Source organism: Shewanella violacea DSS12 (genome assembly GCF_000091325.1).
GTDB lineage: Bacteria > Pseudomonadota > Gammaproteobacteria > Enterobacterales > Shewanellaceae > Shewanella > Shewanella violacea.
This window is the reverse complement of sequence record NC_014012.1, coordinates 1,024,548-1,043,544: the sequence shown is the minus strand read 5'-3', so window position 1 is coordinate 1,043,544 and position 18,997 is coordinate 1,024,548. Positions and strand designations below refer to the sequence as shown.

Genomic DNA, 18,997 nt, shown 5'->3' with positions numbered 1-18,997 from the left:
GGCGAGAAAGAGATAGAAGCGGCACTAGCAGCCGCCCATCGCGTCTTTGCTAAGATGGCGAAGTAACTAAGTAAGTAAATTAGCGAGTAGCTCAATCAAACTCCCTAAGGGCAAAGACTAGAAGCTGTCTCTGTTTCTCTTTGAGCCCCATGTAGAGCGCAAAATTAACAGGGCTATAGCACCTTGAATAAGCAGCTGAATATTATCCATCGCTATCGAAGGGTTTTGTACCACTCCTAGATTGAGTAACTCTTTAGTACAGATAATCAGCCAGACTAAAGAGCCTAGCAATAACACGGCTCGAAATAAAAACTTCATATGCACCCCAAAAAATAACACTTAATTTCAGCTCAAGATCTTATTTGGATTCAGGGATTAGAAGCTGAAACACTCGATCTTGTATTAATAATGAACACAAGATACTGGTTATTTATTGAGCTGTCAATTTTTTGACCCAGTCAGAAAGGTGACCTTAGTGATAAGGTCTATTCATTCAGTTGAAAATAAAATCCATAAACACGAGTCATTGCATTGACCATTTTTTGGTTACTAACTGAATCTTAAAATAAGAATATATGTCACACTTTTTCTAACTTTGCTTACTTCCCTCAACCAGCCGAATTAGATTAACAATGTTTAATAAAACTAATCAGGCTGAAAATTTGGCTTATCTAGCCCAATCCAAGGGTTAAAAGCCCAATATAGGATGATCTCAAGCTCAAAAACAGCTAAAAACGGATCCGGGTAACACTTGTGTTATTAACATCTGTGTGGCTTAATCCGCCCGATTATCACACTAATCTTAATTAAACCTTGATTCTGGACATTGTTTGCCCATACAAGGCAACAATAAATCTGCTGTAGGAACTGATGTATGCTCAACATATTCCTGATATCCCTCGCTGTTTTAGCCCTATTAAGTATTATTTTCGAAGAAGTCACCCACATCAACAAAACCAAGACCACCCTATTTTTCGGGTGTATCTCATGGATTGTACTATTTATCTCTGCCGGCGATATTGGCCATGAGAAAATAATCGAAGCCGAACTAAACCAAAACCTACTCGAGATTGCGAGTCTGTGGTTATTCCTCATGTCCACCATGACATTCGTGGCTTATCTCAACGCGAAAGGCATGATTCAAATACTGGTACAGAAGTTATTTCCCCAACGAGTATCAGTTCGCTTGCTCATGATACAAGTCGCTTTCTTCTCTCTGGTACTGTCCGCTATCTGTGACAACGTTACCGCGACTCTGGTCTCTCTGGGCTTGTTAACGACCTTTAAACTCGAAAGCCAGATGCGCCGCCGTATGGCTGTGTTAATCATCTTTGCCGTGAACTCTGGCGGGGTTTCCTTGATCACAGGTGATGTCACTACCTTGATGATCTTTCTCGATGGACATGTACAGATGTCCGAACTCATGATGCTCTTTATACCTGCATCCGTCAGTGTGATGCTCTTAGCCCTGCTCTTCTCTCTTAAGGCTGAAGGCCATGTGAGCACCACACCAATAAAGCGGGACTTCCAAAGAGTCGATGTGGTTATTGCCATCATCTTCTTCTCTACCATAGTGGCGACCATGGCATTGAATGTTCTGTTTGGCATTCCACCGGTACTGACCTTCTTAACTGGTTTATCGATCATGTTTTTGGTTGGTCACACCACTCGCAGTAATAAAGAGGAGCTACAAATCCTCGAATATATTCGCCAGGTTGAATATGACACCTTATTATTTTTCCTCGGTATTTTACTGCTAGTTGGCATGCTTAAGCAGATTGGCACCTTAGACCTACTCACTCAGGTCTACGCGCAATTTGATCCAAATATCTCTAACTTCGTCACAGGTATGGGTTCAGCATTACTGGATAACGTGCCGCTTACTGCCGCATTGTTAAAAGCCGATCCTCTGCTTAATACACCAGAGTGGCTTGGCCTGACCTATTCGGTCGGTGTGGGTGGTTCATTGCTGGTTATTGGCTCTGCATCTGGCATCATAGCCATGAGCAAGGTTAAAGAACTCACTTTCGTCAGCTATCTTAAGTACGTACCGGCACTGCTATTATGTTATAGCGTGGGCTACGCACTAACCTTATACCTATCATATAAGTTTTTTGGCTAAGCTGACTTAGCTGTTCAGACAAAAAAGAGGGCGCCAATTGGCGCCCTCTTTTTTGTTTGTATTATCTGAATCAGTCTAACTCCTAGTTTTCTAGTTTTCTAGCATCTAGGCTGTTAGCTCTAATGTACGACCTATATCGCCGGTACCTTAAACTTAGTGCCTTGTATCGATAACACTACATCTCTGGGCCTTATTTCAACGATATCTAACTTACCGCCTATGCTGTCACCTTCCTGTAACTCTACCCCATCCACATTGAGCCAACGATTATCAGGGTCGGTAGAATACACATGTGCCTTAATATTAAATTCAGGCACCTGTAACTGAAGACCCGCAGGTAGTTGACCATATTTGGGAATAGTATCTGACTTAGCTGTCGGTATCGGATCTAGACCTGGCTCAGTCATTGGCGCAGCGAGTGAGTTTTTAACTTCAACCGCTTTGAGTGCATCTTTAAACGCCGCATACATTTTATTGTCACTCTGATAATGTTTCGATGTATTGGCAGTGTTTTCCATACCCAAATCTTCGGCAGCTTCATTCACCTGAAACTTAAGCGCCGCAAGCATATCCTGACCCTTTTGATTGGCATTAGCGCCAAGGATAATCGGCTCAGAGACAGATTCAAGCTGATAACCGCTATCTCTGGGACTAGCCGCCTTTGGCTTTGCCGTCGCGACTAGAGTCGAAGCTGCGGGGGCTACTTGGATAACAAGAGGCTCAGGTTTAGGAAGGGTTTTAGCTAATGGCAATGCCACTTTTCCTGCCAGCCTAATACCTTTACTAGCCTTATCGCTGGCAAAGGTTTCATCCATACCAGTAAAATCCTGCCGATCCAATGAAGCATTAGCATTATTGCCCTGCTTAAGAGTCGGGGTAATTTCTGACTCTGACGACTCCAGCTTATTCTCACTCGCCATCAGATAATCGCTAGCCAACCATGCTATAACAGCTAACAAGCCTAAGATAAGAACACTTAAAAGTATCAGCAGATCCCTAGGGCCCTTAGCTGATAACTCCTTGTATTGTGCCCTTGGCGTCAACACAGGATCTAATCTATTGTCTAAGTCCTGCTGATTAGCACGAGTGACGGCGTCGAGTAATATAGACATCAATAATTCCTTTGACCTTCGACCAATCTGGGGCCTTGTGCACTCAGATAAAGATTAAGCTGCACCAGAGTCTGGCTACCTGCGATAGCATCTGCTCTCAAGCCGTGTTGCCGTTGAAAGTGTTTAAGCTTAGTTTCCAATTGACTATCAAAGTCGTTAAGCAATCGAGGAGTCCTGCTGTCTACCTGGGCTAGACTATTCTCTAGCCATTGGATCTGCGACTGAGCAGAGCCTTTATCTATCTCGCCTAGTTGGTCTGTCGGTGCCTGCCATAAAATCTCGAACGTACCGCTAAAGTGGCGGGTAAACCAATCTCTGTCTACCCAGAGCTGTTGCTCATTAAGTTGCAAGAGTAATTGTTCGCCCTGACGGGAAACTACGGTGCCGTAGAATGCCTCTTGTTGACCATCCACAAGGTACACGACCGCAGGAAAGTTTAATCGAACCAGAGAATTCCAGTTACCTTGTTGCTGAAAACAAGACAAGCCCTGCTGCTCAGCAGACTGACAGGCCGATAGCCCTATGTAAGGAACCTTATTCCATAAGCCTAAGATGCTGGCGTAGGCGGTATCTATATCCCTGCTTTGCTCTATGGCGGTATTAAGTACCTTCTGACTGGCATCCATATGATAAGGTTTTATCTGCGACTGAACCTGTATATCCTGACTTGCTAGCACAGCTCCAGCCGCTCGATGATTCGCATTATTAAATAACAACAAGGCCACTAAAGCACTAAGTGCAACGACAGCAACACCGGCTATGGGCAGCAGATAATTAGTTTGCTTGATATCCTCACCAAGCACTTCACCGGCCGCAGCCCTCACCATTTTCTTATCTATCGGCACTTTAGACTGACCATAAGCCGCCATCAGGGCTCGCTCGCATAACAGGTTAATCAATCTGGGGATGCCACCACTGTACTTATGTAAGGTCTTTATCGAGCTAGGATTAAACAGAGGTTCATGGCGTCCCGCCACTCGTAGCCTGTGCTGCACATAAAGACCCACCTCTTCGAGCGTAAGGGGAAGTAGATGATAACGAGCGGTAATTCTTTGGGCTAGCTGGCGAAGCTCTTGCCTTCTCAACAGCTGTTGTAATTCAGGTTGTCCAATTAAGATAACTTGCAGTAGTTTCTTCGTATCTGTTTCAAGATTAGTCAACAGACGTAACTGCTCTAACACTTCGGCCCTGAGATGCTGGGCTTCATCAATAATGAGGACTGTATTTCTGCCTTTCTCATGATTAGCCAGCAGGAACTGGCTCAGAAGATCCGTGAGCTGCTTCAGGCTAGGGTCTTTGTCATACTCAATACTCAGTTCATCACAAAGGGTGGCCAGCAACTCTTGCTGTGTCAGTGATGGATTTAAAATAAACGCGGTATCGGTATTTTCAGGAAGTTGATTAAGCAGGCAACGAGAAACCGTGGTTTTACCTGTCCCCACTTCGCCGGTTAATAATACAAAGCCACCAGTTTCACCCAGCCCGTAGGTCAAATGAGCCAATGCCTCGCGATGCCTATCACTAAGGAATAGATAATGTGGGTTAGGTGCGATAGAAAAAGGGTTATCGCTTAAACCAAAAAACGCCTTATACATACTGAAATCAATCCTCAACCTGTACTTATCGGTTATAAAATACAAAAAACAGTTCAAACTAAAGCTAACCGCTCACCTTGTCAAAAAATGCTTAACAAAATCGATAAAAAGACCGTAATTAAAGGCCCTAAGAGACATTGAGGCAGATAGCATCTTATAAGTAACTCCAAGCAAATGCGTGTTAAGATTTACTCCATCTGATCCATACATAAAAACTGTGATTTAAATTGTGAAAATTTACCTCGTTGGCGGCGCGGTCCGCGATAGCTTACTCAAGCTCCCTATCAAAGACAGGGATTATATGGTGGTCGGTGCCACACAAGAGCAGATGCTAGCCAAAGGCTTTCATCAGGTTGGCAAAGACTTCCCAGTTTTTTTACACCCAGATACCCAACAAGAATATGCCTTAGCCAGAACAGAAAGAAAGACAGGGTCAGGCTACGGAGGCTTCACCTGTCACGCCAGCGCTGATGTTACCCTAGAGCAAGACTTACTGCGCCGGGATCTCACCATCAATGCCATAGCCCAAGATGATGACGGAAATCTATATGATCCTTATGGCGGCGTTAACGACCTAAATAACAAGCTGCTAAGACATGTGTCCGATGCCTTTATTGAAGACCCGTTAAGAGTCCTCAGAGTCGCTAGATTCGCCGCAAGATTCCATGCCCAAGGTTTCACCATTGCCGATGAAACCCTCACCATGATGGCTAACATAAGTCGAAGCGGTGAATTAGAAGCTTTAACAGCCGAAAGAGTCTTTCTGGAACTGAACAAGGCCCTGAGTACTGACAACCCGCAGATATTTATCCATGTACTCAAGCAATGTGGCGCTCTAAAGGTTCTTTTCCCCGAGATACATGCCCTCTTCGGTGTGCCTCAACCAGCACAGTGGCACCCAGAGATAGATACTGGCATACATACCCTTATGGTACTCGAGCAAGCCGCTAAGCTCACCAAAGATAACTCGGTACGATTCGCTGCCCTAGTCCACGACCTAGGTAAAGCCCTGAGCCCGAAAGAAGACCTACCTAAGCATCATGGTCATGGACAGAAAGGCTTAGCGCCAATCAAGGCCCTATGTGCACGAATAAAAGTGCCCAATGAATATCGAGATTTGGCACTGCTAGTCAGTGACCTACACCAAAATATTCATAATATCGACCAGCTGCGTCCAGACACACTGATCAAGATGTTCAATAAGGCCGACTTGTGGCGTAAACCTCAACGTCTCGAACAGATAGCGCTAGCCTGTGAAGCCGATGCTAGGGGAAGGCTAGGGTTAGAAAGTGAAGCTTACCCCCAAGCTAGCTACTTTAAGCATGTCTTCGAAGCCGCTAACTCTGTTGCGGTAAAACCTATCATAGACGCCGGTTTTAAAGGGGCTGAGATAAAGCAACAATTACAAATAAAGCGTATCGAAATTGTCTCTGAAGTGAAAAATAACTTAAATAGGAATTCTTCAGAATAGCGCTCAGGCAAGTAGATTTTTATCACTAGATTATTATAACACCACATTGACCGCTCACAATTTAAGCGCCCAACTTGTGTTTAATAGTAAATTAGTTAAGGTATTCAGGCCTTAGAGTTAAAAATCATAGCAATATAAATTAGCTATGACATAATATCTTGGTTGCAGTTGTATGGTACAACTGCTTCATATCTATTCAACCTATTTAAAGGGATTCCCCAATGAACAAAAAAGTACTGATGATTGCTGGTGTAGCAATGACTGCCCTACTAGGTGGCTGTGCAAACACTACAGCTCTAGAAGAAAGCATTTCTAACCTAGGTAACAAGGTTGATCAACTGTCTTCTGAAGTTAGCTCTCTGAAGTCTGAGCAAGGTGCTCTTTCTGCAGACGTTAAAGATGCAAAAGCGGCTGCTATGGACGCACAAGCTGAAGCAATGCGTGCTAACAGTCGCATAGACAACGTTGCTTCTTCTTACAAGAAGTAATTTGTCTGTATCGGCAACACATATGTGTTGCCGATATGTTCTTCCCTCCCAAGTCTCAAGCTAACTCCCCCCCAAAAAAACAAATCCAAGCAGCTCTAAGCACCAGTAAAACTGAAAATCAGTAAGACGAAGTACATTCCAGTCCCTGTTAATTTATCACTTATCGCTTAACACTTTCATACCTCAAACTTCTATAAATTCCGCCCACAAAAAAGCGCCCTCTAGGGACGCTATCTTCATACTGGTCTATTACGGCAGACACAGTGCGATTAGTCAGTTACTCGCTTAGGCTGGGCTCTGGCAGCTCTATATTCACAGGTAAACCATTTTGTGCCAGCAGTGCATCATTAGCCTTAAAACTATCTATGCCTTCCTGGCTAATAAAGTTAACGATAGCCGCAGTCATAGTCACCGGTTTTTCTTGCTGTATATCTGAGTCAGACTTAGATAAAGCCGAATGCACCTCTATGATGTGACGTCCATCTGGCTCGGTAGAGATCTTAACCGTCTGATTGATCACCCGCACAGGATCGCCATACTTAGTCTGATTAAACAGCCACTCGATATCATCCGGATTGAGACGAACACAACCTGAGCTAACACGCATGCCGATACCAAAGTCTTTGTTCGTACCGTGGATCAAGTAACTACCATCACCATAAGAAAGCTGCATGGCATAGTTACCCAATGGGTTATCCGGTCCAGCCGCTACCACAGGAGGCAGGATTTCACCGCGTTCCAGATGCTCCTTGCGAATACTCGCCGGAGGCGTCCAACTTGGATTAGGAATTCTGGCCTTAATCTTAGTGACCATCTCGGGAGTTTCACGGCCTACACGGCCGATACCCACAGGAAATACATGGACTTGCTTACCATTTTTAGAAAAGTAGTAGAGTCTCAATTCCGGTAGATTGAGCACTATCCCTTTTCTTGGTACGTCGGGAAGCAACATCTGAGTCGGTATAATGAGTTTAGTGCCAGGAGTAGGTAAAAATGGGTCAACACCAGGATTTGATTCCATTAGCTCCAGAATACCAACATTGTACTGTTTGGAAATCGTCTGAAAATAATCCCCCTTCAGTACCAGGTGCTCCTGAAGTTCGCCGATGAGACTACTGCCTTTTTCCGGCAGATCGTAGACATTGGCCAAACTAATGCCTGGAATTACACTTAAGATGAACAACAGCAATATTCTCATCATAGGTATCTCTATTTCCTTTTCTTCTCTACTATCAAATCGAATGCATCGACGACTAATACCAATCCATATATCCAATCAATATATGACCAGTAGATAACTCAAATACCGACATCAAGCTCAAAGATTAACCTCAGTAGCCACTAAATCCTAGCCCTATCGAGCACAAAGCGAATTTAAAGCAAAAACTATTCAGCCAAGGTTAATCTCAAACGTTAAGCTTATATTTTCTTCGACAGGGTGACAATAAAGTCAATCTCTAAGCCTTCGAAGTTGCCAGAGGCAATCTTCTTACGAATTTTATCATTAGCCCGCCACGCATAAGGCGTCATTTCCAGCAGCGTCAAGGCTTGCTCGCCGTCAGCATCTAGCTTAAACGTTACTCTCTGAGTGTCTAATAACTCAAGGCCATTCACTTCGCTCGATTGCAGCTCTTTCTCTTTCATATCAGGATAGATATAGCCTTTTAACTGCCAGAGATGCCTAGGAGCGGGAGATACCTGCAAAAGGTAACCAGCTTGCTTGAGCACACGTAGCGGCTCTTTGCCCTTGAGCTGCTTATCAATAAGAGTGATCAGGTCGAAGCTGGCATCAGCGAAAGGAAGCGCCCTTAGGCTACTGACAATCAAGGTACTTTTTTCTTCAGCTTCTGTGTTAGCACTTGAGTCACTCGCAGATTCATTACTAGAGTCACTACTAGCGTCGCTGGCAGTTCCAGAATCTGAACCTGTAGCATTATCAGAGTCAGCTTCTGAGTCGATCTTAGCCGCCGAGAAGAGTGCATTCTCCGCTTCATTGATCCCATGCTGCTCTAGCTTAATCCCAGCTTGCTGTAGCGGTTCACTGAGGGCCGACTTTATCGCCCTAAGATAGTAACCTTCGCCACAATCATATTCCAGATGCGCAATTGCCTCATCTGATGCTATATGCGCTAGCTCAGGTTTGAGCATCTCGGCTAATGTGTCCACCAGGGGAGAGAATACACCGGACTCGAGTAAGAAACGCTTACCGCGCATCACCTGCCTTGAATCTAATTTAGGTTTCTTTGGCAAACTAAATACCCAGTAACCCTTATCACTCTTATCGAAATGATGCTTATTACTACAGTGTAACCCTTGAGATTCCTCATGGATCAACAGAGGCTGATTACACACGGGGCATAGATAAATACTTTTCATAATGTCTCTTTAACAATGAAGCTGTGACTTTCTACTGGTTGAGCAAGTCACACCTGAAAATAATTAAGCGAATATAAACACACACAAGAGTGCGCCCAGTGCCAGACGATAAACGACAAAGGGGGTCATTCCAATTCGGCTGACCAATTTTAAAAATACATGAATACAGGCATAAGCGGCGAGGAAAGAAACCACAATGCCCAGAGTCAGGGCCTGATAATCTATCACCTCACCACTGGATAGCAGATCTTTAGTCACCAGAATGGCTGCACCTAAACTGATGGGTACCGACATCAAAAATGAGAAGCGCGCCGCGGCCTCACGGCCAAGTCCCAGCATCAAAGCCGCCGTAATGGTCGCACCTGAACGGGATGTTCCAGGGATCAACGCCATGGCTTGAGCTACGCCTATGATCAACGCCTTCTTCCAACCCACTTGAAACTCTGTCAGTCCCTTGCTGGTCATTCTATCGGCCCACCACAGTAAGAGACCGAACACGATAGTTGTCGTCGCCACCACCTCAATATTTCGCAGATGAGTGGCTATAAAATCTTTAGCAGCAAAGCCGACGATCACAGCTGGAATAGTCGCCAGTATGATCCACCAGGCCAGCTTGCTCTCATCATTGTGCTCACCCTTGAAAATGCTGCCGCCCCAAGCCTTAAACATAGACCACAACTCACGCCTGAAATAGATGATAACGGCGCACAAAGAACCGGTATTGACCGCGACATCGAAAGACAAACCTTGATCTTCCCAGCCAAGAAGTTGCGCAGGCAAGATAAGATGCGCCGAGCTTGAGATGGGTAAAAATTCGGTCAAGCCCTGAATTAAGGCTAATACTATGACCTGAAATGTGTCCATGCATATTTCCTGTTTTATGAATCCCCCTTGCACTGAAATATCAGCTTAGGTGAGAGCCAAAATTGTACTTAGAGTGAGTTAATCATTGAGGCTTCATCTGCCTGGACCTGAGTCCAGCTAAATGGGATCGGCCAAAGTCTTTGCTGATTTTTATCATATTCATCCCACAGGGTTTGATAGCTAATATCTACCAAAGGATGAACTAAATCAGGTGCCAGCTCAGCCATAGGCCATAGCACGAAGGCATTGGTTAAGATTTCAGCTCTCGGCAGCTCGACAGGATCGAGTGTTGCCATGTCATCATAGAGTAAGAGATCCAGATCCAATGTCCTAGAAGCAAACTTTTTAGCCCCTACCAGACGGCCATTGTCTTGTTCTATCTGCTTAAACAAGGACACTAGCTCACTTATGCTCAAATCGGTATCGACGCCAACCACCATATTTAAAAAGTTACTGCCTTCAAATCCAACGGCTTCACTTTCATACACAGAGGAGAGCAGCAGCTGGCCAAAATGAGAACTAAGATCATTTAATCCAGACTTAAGGTAGCGCTCAGGCTCGATATTACTGCCTAAGCTGATATAGACACGCGATAACATCTAACAATAACCTCGCTCAATCTCAACACCAACAGCAGCCGCAGTAGGCACAGCGCCCGGCTTCATCACAGTCACCTTTACCCAAGGCACATTAAATTCATCCATTAAGCAGCTAGCGATCATCTCGGCTACGGTTTCGATGAGTTCAATTGGCTTTTCGGTTATCAAGGCGATTAGTCGATTCGATACCGTCTCATAACACAAGGCATACTGATAATCATCGGTATCCGCCGCTGGCTTATTATCCCAAGCCATATCCAAATCAATCAACAAGTTCTGATGGATCTTCTTTTCCCACTCATAGATCCCGATAACAGTTTCTATTTTTAACTGTCGTATTAATACTCTGTCCATGATTTCTCCAAAACCAGACTCGTTCCTCATCGATGAGGGCACATTTTCGCCAATCAGGCCATAAGGTCTGATAAGCGTTAACGGATAAAAAAGATATAATGCCAATCTTATCTATTATTTTGCTAGATGCCTCTTTCTAACGGTACAAATCCCAAGTAGGATAACGCCCTGTAGAAGGATTTTACCTCTCAGGCAAAGCAGATAAGATAGAAAGTTGCAATTAAGCTTTGGCACTGATAAATATTGTGGCGCGATGATACCTTAAGACGGATAAGGAAACCAATTTGACCATAACAGTACTCACTCTGGTAATGATGTTGACCGCCTATCTGGCTGGCTCAATTTCCAGTGCCGTGCTCGTTTGTCAAATGCGTGGACTGCCCGACCCTCGCACACAAGGCTCTGGTAATCCTGGGGCGACCAATGTCCTGCGCATTGGCGGAGCCAGCTCCGCTGCTATGGTGCTCTTGTTTGACATGCTCAAAGGCGCCATCCCCGCCTATCTCGCCTTCCGTATAGGTGTCGACCCAGTCTCACTGGGCCTTATTGCCGTCTCCGCCTGCGTTGGCCATATATTTCCTGTCTTCTTTAAATTCAAGGGTGGAAAAGGAGTCGCAACCGCATTCGGCGCCATGGCCCCTATCGGTAATGACTTCGCCCTTGCTTTGATAACCACCTGGATAGTCATGGTATTAATCAGCCGATACTCCTCACTCGCTGCGATTATCACTGCCATGCTGGCCCCCGCCTACACCTGGTACCTAGATGACAGATTTATCATCCCGGTTTCCATGCTCTCAGCATTAATAGTCATCAGGCACAAAGATAATATTCACCGACTATTAAAAGGCGAAGAATCTAAGGTGTCCCGCAAGAAGAAAGATAAAACCTAAGTTCTAAGTTCTAGCTATACCTCCAAACATAAAAAAACACCTGTTTGCATCAGCAAGTCAGGTGTTTTAGTGCTTATCACACTTACAGCTCCTAGCTTAAGAGCCTAGAGCGGAGGCAGCGAGTCTAGGGGCCAACGAGGCATACCTTTGACACCTAAGTCCTCTGTGTGACCGGCCTTCAATCTCTGCAAGCCTGCATAGGCGATCATGGCACCATTATCGGTACAGAACTCGCCTCTAGGATAGAAGACTTCCCCACCTAGATTTTTCATCATCTCGGCTAGCGAGGTGCGCAGGCGTGAATTTGCGCTCACTCCTCCGGCAATCACTAAACGAGTATAGTCAGTTTGTTTTAGCGCACGGCGACACTTGATAGAGAGTGTATCAACAACCGCTTCTTCGAAGGCTAAGGCGATATTAGCTCGGGTCTGTTCATCATCCGGCTCTTTGGCGATAGTATTAGCGGCAAAGGTCTTCAAACCAGAAAAACTGAAATTTAAGCCTGGCTTATCCGTCATAGGACGAGGGAAACGGTAGTGGCCAGTCTCACCTTTCTCAGCCAGCTTAGCTAACCTTGGCCCACCTGGGTAATCTAGCCCCATAAGTTTCGCAGTTTTATCGAATGCTTCACCTGCTGCATCGTCAACAGACTCGCCAAGCACTTCATATTGTCCAATACCTTCAACGGCCACCATCATGGTATGTCCGCCGGATACTAACAGCGCTAGAAAAGGATACTCAGGCACATTGTCCTCTAGCATAGGCGCTAAGAGGTGGCCTTCCATATGATGTACACCTACGGCAGGCTTGTCCCATGAATAGGCTAATGATCGACCCACACAGGCACCGACTAATAAGGCACCAACCAAGCCAGGACCTGTGGTATAAGCGACCCCGTCGATGTCATCCATTGTGCTGTTAGCATCGGCAAGTGCCTGCTTGATCAAGGGCACAACTTTTCTTACATGATCTCGAGATGCCAGCTCAGGCACAACCCCGCCGTAATCGGCATGTAACTTTACCTGGCTATATAGTGTGTGAGATAACAGGCCCAGCTCGTCATCATAAACGGCTATTCCTGTTTCATCGCAAGATGTTTCAATACCTAAAACCCGCATCGTATCCCGTCAAAGTGTCATAAAAGGCTGCTAATTCTACCTGCTGTGCTTTAATTATACCAATAGACTTGTCGCTGATTTTGGTCGTCCTGAGAATTTCATCAATTACGGCCAGCATTAGCGGGTACGCGTGGAATATCCCCAACATGATCTAACAGAGATCAAAGATAGGATCGAAATAGTGAAAAGATCTAGGATATGATCGCGGAATTTGCTTTACAAACAGACTCAAGTCGGTATAGAATTCCGCACCATTTTTAAATAAACTTGGGTCTAATTATTGACCCATTACAAACTACACCTAAGGGGTGATGGCGTATGCCAATAATTAAAGTACGCGAAAACGAACCATTTGACGTAGCTCTACGTCGTTTTAAGCGCTCTTGTGAAAAAGCTGGAATCTTAGCTGATGTGCGCGCTCGTGAGTATTACGAGAAGCCAACAACTGCACGTAAGCGTGCTAAAGCCGCTGCAGTTAAGCGTCTTGCAAAGAAGCTTTCTCGTGAAAACGCTCGTCGCGTACGTTTATACTAATCTATTATGAGCCTAGTTGATCAGCTAAAAAGCCAAATGATAGACGCCATGCGTGCCAAAGCTAAGGTACGCTTGATGACTATCCGTATGGCGCTAGCCGCCGTCAAACAGATTGAAGTGGACACCCGCGAAACTCTAACTGACGACCAAGCTATAGCTGTCTTAACCAAAATGGTTAAACAGCGTCGTGATTCGATTGCACAATATGCTGCAGCCGGACGTGACGAACTAGCAGCAATTGAAGCAGAAGAGATCAAGGTTCTTGAAGTCTTCCTGCCTCAGCCTCTTACTGAAGAGGAAATTGCCGTTTTAGTTGATGCAAGCATCCAAGAGATGGGCGCATCCTCCATGGCGGATATGGGCAAAGTAATGGGCGCATTAAAACCTAAAGTCTTAGGCAGAGCTGATATGGCGGCAATAGGCGCTATGATCAGAGCTAAACTTAAGTAATTTAAGGATAATGCGTAAATAAGCCGTGCTCTTGCACGGCTTGTTTGTTTTAGATTCTCTCTATTTTGATTTCACGTAGATAAAGGCGGCATTTACCAAGCTAATGGCGATACCTCGTGATTTTATCAATGAGCTAGTAGCTCGCATCGATATTGTCGACCAGATCGACGCTAAGGTGCCCCTAAAAAAGGCGGGTAAAAACCACTCTGCCTGTTGTCCGTTTCATAGTGAAAAATCACCTTCTTTTACCGTCAGTAGAGATAAGCAGTTCTACCATTGTTTCGGCTGTGGTGCCCATGGCAATGTCATCGACTTCGTTATGGAATACGACCGTCTCGATTTTATCGATGCTATAGAAGAACTAGCAGGACAGCTGGGTCTCGAAGTGCCACGGGAACAAGGTACAGGTAAGAAACGCGACGAGGGATTGAGCCGCGACTTGTATCAATTGATGGAAGAAGCAAGCCGACATTTTCAGAGCCAACTTAGACAAGATAAAGACAAACAAAAGGTGCTTGATTATCTGGAGCATCGTGGCTTATCCGAAAAAGTGATAGCAGACTTCAACATCGGATTCGCACCAGAGGGTTGGGATGGTTTACTCAGTCGCTACCGACAGAGTCAGGATTCCCAAGATAAGCTACTCACTGCGGGAATGGTGATAGAGAACGATAGCGGCAGACGTTACGATCGATTTCGCGACCGGTTAATGTTCCCTATTCGTGACAGACGAGGCCGAGTTATTGGTTTCGGTGGAAGAGTTTTAGGTGATGGTACTCCCAAATACTTGAATTCTCCGGAAACGCCCATATTTCATAAGGGCTATGAGTTATATGGACTCTATGAGCTTAAACAGCGCCACAGAGATCCCCAGCGAGTACTTATAGTCGAAGGCTATATGGACGTGGTCGCACTAGCACAGTTTGATGTTGACTACGCAGTAGCCTCTCTCGGTACTGCAACCACAGCAGAGCAATTTCAACTCTTATTGCGTAGCGCTAAAGAGGTCATCTGTTGTTACGACGGTGACAGAGCCGGAGTAGAAGCCGCATGGCGCGCATTAGAAACCGCATTGCCACTGCTAAAACCCGGCAACCAAGTTAAATTTATGTTCCTGCCTCAAGGTGAAGATCCAGATACCATGGTTCGTCAGGTAGGAAAAGAAGCATTCGAAAGTCAGATTGATGATGCCAAAGCACTCCCCGAGTTTCTTTTTGAGACTTTAGCCAAGCGCCATGGCGCCGATAAAGGGACATTAGCCAAGCAAGCCATTAGTTTGATTGAGAAAGTACAAGACACAGTTCTACAAAGTTTACTGCTGGAAAACCTAGCCTATAAACTTGGAATGAACGGTGCGGATGAATTAAGAAGAAAGTTGGGATTCTCCTCTAAAAAGCAGGGTCACACTCTTCAAAATAAAGCGTTAAAAGGACGAGGAACCCCATTACGATTAGCCATCGCATTGCTAGTACAACATCCTATGTTAGGTGAAGGACTGCCCGTGCAGCCAGCGCTGAAACACATCAAGATGGCCGGCGTAGATTTGCTGATCCACTTGCTAGACATTACTCGTGTACAAGTTAAAAACAGCGCACAACTACTTGAACAGTACAGGGATGCTCCGCAATTAAGCACCCTAAAAAAACTGACCCGCTGGGAACATCAAGTGGCGGATGAAAACTTGCAGCAAGAGTTTAGAAAAACCCTGATCTGGCTCAATAACCAATATATTGAGCAACGATATCAGGAATTGAGTCTAAAACAGAACCATACTAAAGAAGAAAGGATTCAGCTAAGCAAGCTGATCACAGTAATACAAGGGCTGAATTAAGACCTTTTATGTCTTAAAACTAAGTACTTGTACTAGCACACGGAAGCACACAAGGCTATAATCGACGATTTGCGTGGCGATAAATTATTGCCCGTCGTTTTAACCGTTACCCAACTTGGATGATATCTATGGAGCACACTCCTCAGTCGCAACTTAAATTGTTGCTAGCTAAAGGTAAAGAGCAAGGCTACTTAACCTATGCAGAAGTGAATGATCACTTGCCTGCTGATATGGTCGATGCAGACCAGATCGAAGATATTGTCCAGATGATTAATGACATGGGTATTCGCGTCTATGAACAGGCGCCGGATGCTGATGAAATCATGATGACAGAAGACAGCACAGATGATGATGCTGCAGAAGAAGCTGCCGCTGCACTTGCAACGGTAGAGGCCGAGCTTGGTCGTACAACAGATCCAGTCCGCATGTATATGCGTGAAATGGGTACTGTTGAACTTCTTACCCGTGAAGGCGAGATCGTTATCGCTAAACGTATCGAAGAAGGAATTTATACCGTTCAAGCATCGGTCGCTGAGTACCCTCCAGCGATTGCCTCGATCCTCGATCAGTTCGATCGCTATGAAGCCGAAGAAGTTCGTCTATCCGATATCATCTCAGGTTTTATCGACCCTAATGCCGCTGATATTGCCCCAACGGCTACTCACATTGGTTCAGATTTGTCACAAAGTGAGCGCGACAAAGATGACTCAAAGGATGACTCGAAGGATGATGATGAAGATGAAGAAGAGGAAGGTCCAAAAGGACCGGATCCTGAAGAATCTAAAGAGCGCTTCACTCAGCTAAGAGAAGTACATGAGAACACGCTGAAGATCATCGCAGACAAAGGTCGTGGCCATCCTGAAGCAACCGTTGCCCTGTTTGAGATTGGTGAATTATTTAAAGAATTCCGTCTCATGCCTAAGCAGTTCGACCGCTTAGTCAAGAACATGCGTGCCACCATGGATAAGGTCCGTGTTCAAGAACGTTTGATCATGAAGCTCTGTGTCGAACAAGCTAAGATGCCTAAGAAAAACTTCGTTAAGGGCTATACCGCCGACGAAAGCAGCATAGCCTGGTTTGACACCGAACTCGCCTCTAAGAAACCTTATGCTGAAGGTTTAAAGATGATCGAGCCTGACGTTCGTCGTTGTCGCTTCAAGCTCGATATTATCGAGAAAGAAACCGGACTCGCGATTGCGTCTATCAAAGACATCAACCGTCGTATGTCGATCGGTGAAGCTAAGGCTCGTCGCGCTAAGAAAGAGATGGTAGAAGCTAACTTACGTCTGGTTATCTCTATCGCTAAAAAGTACACCAACCGTGGTTTGCAGTTCCTGGATCTTATTCAGGAAGGTAACATCGGCTTGATGAAAGCGGTTGATAAGTTCGAATATCGTCGTGGTTATAAGTTCTCAACCTACGCTACTTGGTGGATCCGTCAGGCGATCACTCGCTCAATTGCCGATCAGGCAAGAACGATTCGTATCCCAGTGCATATGATTGAGACAATTAACAAGTTGAACCGTATTTCTCGTCAGATGCTACAGGAAATGGGCCGCGAGCCGACTCCTGAAGAGCTGGCTGAGCGTATGCTGATGCCTGAAGATAAGATCCGTAAGGTACTTAAGATTGCCAAAGAGCCTATCTCAATGGAAACACCTATCGGTGATGACGAAGATTCGCACTTAGGTGATTTCATCGAGGATACCACTCTCGAACTGCCTTTGGACTCAGCAACAGGCGAGAGCCTACGAAACGCAACTCACGAAGTATTAGCAGGTCTAACGGCCCGTGAAGCTAAGGTATTGCGTATGCGTTTCGGTATCGACATGAACACCGACCATACTCTCGAAGAGGTTGGTAAGCAGTTTGACGTAACCCGTGAGCGTATTCGTCAAATTGAAGCTAAGGCGCTGCGTAAACTACGTCACCCTTCTCGCTCAGAAATCCTCAAGTCTTTCCTTGATGAGTAAGAGCCGAGGTTAAGCATTAGCTAACTGAAAACTCGAAAGCCCTGCCATTTATGGTGGGGCTTTTTGTTTCCCTCATTACTTCCTCAATCCCCTCTCTCAAAAAACGCAGCCTCCCCTTACTAAATTAACTCCCATTAAATTAAATCGTCCAAGATTAAGGACATTCAAATTAAGTCATATTCAAATAAGCCCCCCTCATACTAAGAGCTAACTCAGAGGTTAAGTCCAAAAGTTTGAAGTTGAAGGTAAAATTAAAGAGTAAATTTAGAATTAAATCGACCGTTCCCCAAAAAATAAATGATGAAAAAGTGATCAAGGCACAATCACAACCCGTTCCCGACAAAATAACTGCTCATAATAATACCGAAAAACAGGTAAATTTCGCGCGAATCGATTAACAGATAAGCAGTTGGATTTAATTTAGCATTTCTCTTCAAAACACAGGTGACAAGCGCCTTCAAACTTCGTATACTTCTCGTCGCTTTAGGTAGTGACGACTTCCTTTAGTCGGCCCCTTAGCTCAGTTGGTTAGAGCATACGACTCATAATCGTCAGGTCCACAGTTCGAGTCTGTGAGGGGCCACCAATTTATGATAAGCCGCTTGAAGAAATTCAAGCGGCTTTTTCATGTCTAGTGTTTAATGCAAGTTCCCTCCCCCTCCTAAAACCAGCGGCATTATTTGAACATAAAGTTCAACTCTGGTCGGGGGCTGATAGAAGACACGATATTTAAACAAAGAAGCCTGCACATAGTGTGGGCTTTTTTGTGTCTGGAACACTTATGCCCACAGGCCAAGGATGGCAAACTGTGGACTTTGTGTCTGGAACACTTATGCCACACCCCAGGGATGGCTAGGTGTGGTAATTGTGTCGGTAATTTAGAAGCTAGCCATAATCGTCATCATATGCCATAACAGTTCGAGTCCAGGATGTGCCGCCACTCTTCTCGATTGATTGTTGAGCATAACGATTGCCAAGTTAAAGCCGCAAATCTATGGCTGTGAAAAATCAGACCTGGATAAGTGGTAACAAGATAGTGATATGCCCCTCCTGAAGCCGCTCCAAGGACATCTATGAATAATTAACAACAAAGTACCTCGGAGGCGAATACAGCCTCTAGTGCTTCTGATAGAGCCATAGTCATTAATGTTTTAGTGATCAGCTGCACTATAACAAGCGTAATATCAATTGTAGCTGTGGTGCTATCAAATGACACT

At 45.0% G+C, this 18,997-nt stretch carries 17 protein-coding genes and 1 tRNA gene; 9 read left to right on the top strand and 9 right to left on the bottom strand.

The window, feature by feature from the left end; all coding sequences use genetic code 11:
* Positions 1–117: 117 nt before the first annotated feature.
* Complete coding sequence (locus SVI_RS04210; protein ID WP_041419667.1) at positions 118–318, bottom strand: hypothetical protein; 201 nt, start codon at positions 316–318, stop codon at positions 118–120.
* 556 nt (positions 319–874) lie between these two features.
* On the opposite strand from SVI_RS04210, the gene nhaD reads away from it, so the two are divergent.
* Complete coding sequence (gene nhaD / locus SVI_RS04205) at positions 875–2,122, top strand: sodium:proton antiporter NhaD (RefSeq protein WP_013050175.1); 1,248 nt, start codon at positions 875–877, stop codon at positions 2,120–2,122.
* A gap of 131 nt (positions 2,123–2,253) precedes the next feature.
* On the opposite strand, the gene SVI_RS04200 is transcribed toward nhaD, so the two are convergent.
* On the bottom strand, positions 2,254–3,234 hold the full coding sequence (locus tag SVI_RS04200; RefSeq protein ID WP_013050174.1) for a general secretion pathway protein GspB: 981 nt from the start codon (positions 3,232–3,234) through the stop codon (positions 2,254–2,256).
* Positions 3,234–4,829: an ExeA family protein gene (locus SVI_RS04195; RefSeq protein ID WP_013050173.1), complete on the bottom strand. Its 1,596-nt coding sequence runs from the start codon at positions 4,827–4,829 to the stop codon at positions 3,234–3,236. The genes SVI_RS04200 and SVI_RS04195 overlap by 1 nt, the downstream gene beginning before the upstream one ends.
* 229 nt (positions 4,830–5,058) lie before the next feature.
* Between SVI_RS04195 and SVI_RS04190 the strand changes: the two genes are divergently transcribed.
* Positions 5,059–6,300: a multifunctional CCA addition/repair protein gene (locus SVI_RS04190; RefSeq protein ID WP_013050172.1), complete on the top strand. Its 1,242-nt coding sequence runs from the start codon at positions 5,059–5,061 to the stop codon at positions 6,298–6,300.
* A gap of 221 nt (positions 6,301–6,521) precedes the next feature.
* Positions 6,522–6,788 (top strand): Lpp/OprI family alanine-zipper lipoprotein, encoded by a 267-nt coding sequence (locus SVI_RS04185; protein ID WP_013050171.1) that lies wholly within the window; start codon positions 6,522–6,524, stop codon positions 6,786–6,788.
* A 277-nt stretch (positions 6,789–7,065) separates the two neighbouring features.
* Here SVI_RS04185 and SVI_RS04180 read toward each other — a convergent pair whose 3' ends face one another.
* The 5 genes from SVI_RS04180 to folB all read right to left on the bottom strand — a co-directional run bounded on the left by SVI_RS04180 (position 7,066) and on the right by folB (position 10,981).
* Complete coding sequence (locus SVI_RS04180) at positions 7,066–7,989, bottom strand: L,D-transpeptidase family protein (RefSeq protein WP_013050170.1); 924 nt, start codon at positions 7,987–7,989, stop codon at positions 7,066–7,068.
* A 218-nt stretch (positions 7,990–8,207) separates the two neighbouring features.
* On the bottom strand, positions 8,208–9,164 hold the full coding sequence (locus tag SVI_RS04175; RefSeq protein ID WP_013050169.1) for a putative RNA methyltransferase: 957 nt from the start codon (positions 9,162–9,164) through the stop codon (positions 8,208–8,210).
* Positions 9,165–9,227: 63 nt separating this feature from the next.
* Positions 9,228–10,028, bottom strand: coding sequence for an undecaprenyl-diphosphate phosphatase (locus SVI_RS04170; protein ID WP_013050168.1), 801 nt, complete (start codon positions 10,026–10,028; stop codon positions 9,228–9,230).
* A gap of 68 nt (positions 10,029–10,096) precedes the next feature.
* Positions 10,097–10,627: a 2-amino-4-hydroxy-6-hydroxymethyldihydropteridine diphosphokinase gene (folK, locus tag SVI_RS04165; RefSeq protein WP_013050167.1), complete on the bottom strand. Its 531-nt coding sequence runs from the start codon at positions 10,625–10,627 to the stop codon at positions 10,097–10,099.
* Complete coding sequence (gene folB / locus SVI_RS04160; RefSeq protein WP_013050166.1) at positions 10,628–10,981, bottom strand: dihydroneopterin aldolase; 354 nt, start codon at positions 10,979–10,981, stop codon at positions 10,628–10,630. It lies immediately after the preceding gene.
* A gap of 284 nt (positions 10,982–11,265) precedes the next feature.
* Between folB and plsY the strand changes: the two genes are divergently transcribed.
* Positions 11,266–11,874, top strand: a complete 609-nt coding sequence (gene plsY / locus SVI_RS04155) for a glycerol-3-phosphate 1-O-acyltransferase PlsY (protein WP_013050165.1) — start codon at positions 11,266–11,268, stop codon at positions 11,872–11,874.
* 104 nt (positions 11,875–11,978) lie between these two features.
* On the opposite strand, the gene tsaD is transcribed toward plsY, so the two are convergent.
* Positions 11,979–12,992 (bottom strand): tRNA (adenosine(37)-N6)-threonylcarbamoyltransferase complex transferase subunit TsaD, encoded by a 1,014-nt coding sequence (tsaD, locus tag SVI_RS04150; protein ID WP_013050164.1) that lies wholly within the window; start codon positions 12,990–12,992, stop codon positions 11,979–11,981.
* 318 nt (positions 12,993–13,310) lie between these two features.
* On the opposite strand from tsaD, the gene rpsU reads away from it, so the two are divergent.
* The 5 genes from rpsU (at position 13,311) to SVI_RS04125 (ending at position 18,366) form a co-directional block, all read left to right on the top strand.
* A complete protein-coding gene (gene rpsU, locus SVI_RS04145; RefSeq protein ID WP_013050163.1) occupies positions 13,311–13,526 on the top strand; it encodes a 30S ribosomal protein S21 in 216 nt (71 codons plus the stop codon).
* 6 nt (positions 13,527–13,532) lie between these two features.
* A complete protein-coding gene (locus SVI_RS04140) occupies positions 13,533–13,976 on the top strand; it encodes a GatB/YqeY domain-containing protein (RefSeq protein WP_013050162.1) in 444 nt (147 codons plus the stop codon).
* A gap of 103 nt (positions 13,977–14,079) precedes the next feature.
* Complete coding sequence (dnaG, locus tag SVI_RS04135) at positions 14,080–15,807, top strand: DNA primase (protein ID WP_013050161.1); 1,728 nt, start codon at positions 14,080–14,082, stop codon at positions 15,805–15,807.
* Positions 15,808–15,935: 128 nt separating this feature from the next.
* Positions 15,936–17,780, top strand: a complete 1,845-nt coding sequence (gene rpoD / locus SVI_RS04130) for an RNA polymerase sigma factor RpoD (protein ID WP_013050160.1) — start codon at positions 15,936–15,938, stop codon at positions 17,778–17,780.
* Positions 17,781–18,289: 509 nt separating this feature from the next.
* Positions 18,290–18,366: transfer RNA gene (locus SVI_RS04125), tRNA-Ile, on the top strand.
* Positions 18,367–18,997: the final 631 nt, after the last annotated feature.

Excerpts from the sequence above, each read along its gene's own strand:
- SVI_RS04210 (WP_041419667.1), bottom strand. The coding sequence starts at position 318 with ATGAAGTTTTTATTTCGAGCCGTGTTATTGCTAGGCTCTTTAGTCTGG.
- SVI_RS04175 (WP_013050169.1), bottom strand. The coding sequence starts at position 9,164 with ATGAAAAGTATTTATCTATGCCCCGTGTGTAATCAGCCTCTGTTGATC.
- SVI_RS04185 (WP_013050171.1), top strand. The coding sequence starts at position 6,522 with ATGAACAAAAAAGTACTGATGATTGCTGGTGTAGCAATGACTGCCCTA.
- rpoD (WP_013050160.1), top strand. The coding sequence starts at position 15,936 with ATGGAGCACACTCCTCAGTCGCAACTTAAATTGTTGCTAGCTAAAGGT.
- folK (WP_013050167.1), bottom strand. The coding sequence starts at position 10,627 with ATGTTATCGCGTGTCTATATCAGCTTAGGCAGTAATATCGAGCCTGAG.
- SVI_RS04200 (WP_013050174.1), bottom strand. The coding sequence starts at position 3,234 with ATGTCTATATTACTCGACGCCGTCACTCGTGCTAATCAGCAGGACTTA.
- folB (WP_013050166.1), bottom strand. The coding sequence starts at position 10,981 with ATGGACAGAGTATTAATACGACAGTTAAAAATAGAAACTGTTATCGGG.
- SVI_RS04140 (WP_013050162.1), top strand. The coding sequence starts at position 13,533 with ATGAGCCTAGTTGATCAGCTAAAAAGCCAAATGATAGACGCCATGCGT.
- SVI_RS04170 (WP_013050168.1), bottom strand. The coding sequence starts at position 10,028 with ATGGACACATTTCAGGTCATAGTATTAGCCTTAATTCAGGGCTTGACC.
- dnaG (WP_013050161.1), top strand. The coding sequence starts at position 14,080 with ATGGCGATACCTCGTGATTTTATCAATGAGCTAGTAGCTCGCATCGAT.
- SVI_RS04195 (WP_013050173.1), bottom strand. The coding sequence starts at position 4,829 with ATGTATAAGGCGTTTTTTGGTTTAAGCGATAACCCTTTTTCTATCGCA.
- nhaD (WP_013050175.1), top strand. The coding sequence starts at position 875 with ATGCTCAACATATTCCTGATATCCCTCGCTGTTTTAGCCCTATTAAGT.
- rpsU (WP_013050163.1), top strand. The coding sequence starts at position 13,311 with ATGCCAATAATTAAAGTACGCGAAAACGAACCATTTGACGTAGCTCTA.
- tsaD (WP_013050164.1), bottom strand. The coding sequence starts at position 12,992 with ATGCGGGTTTTAGGTATTGAAACATCTTGCGATGAAACAGGAATAGCC.
- SVI_RS04180 (WP_013050170.1), bottom strand. The coding sequence starts at position 7,989 with ATGATGAGAATATTGCTGTTGTTCATCTTAAGTGTAATTCCAGGCATT.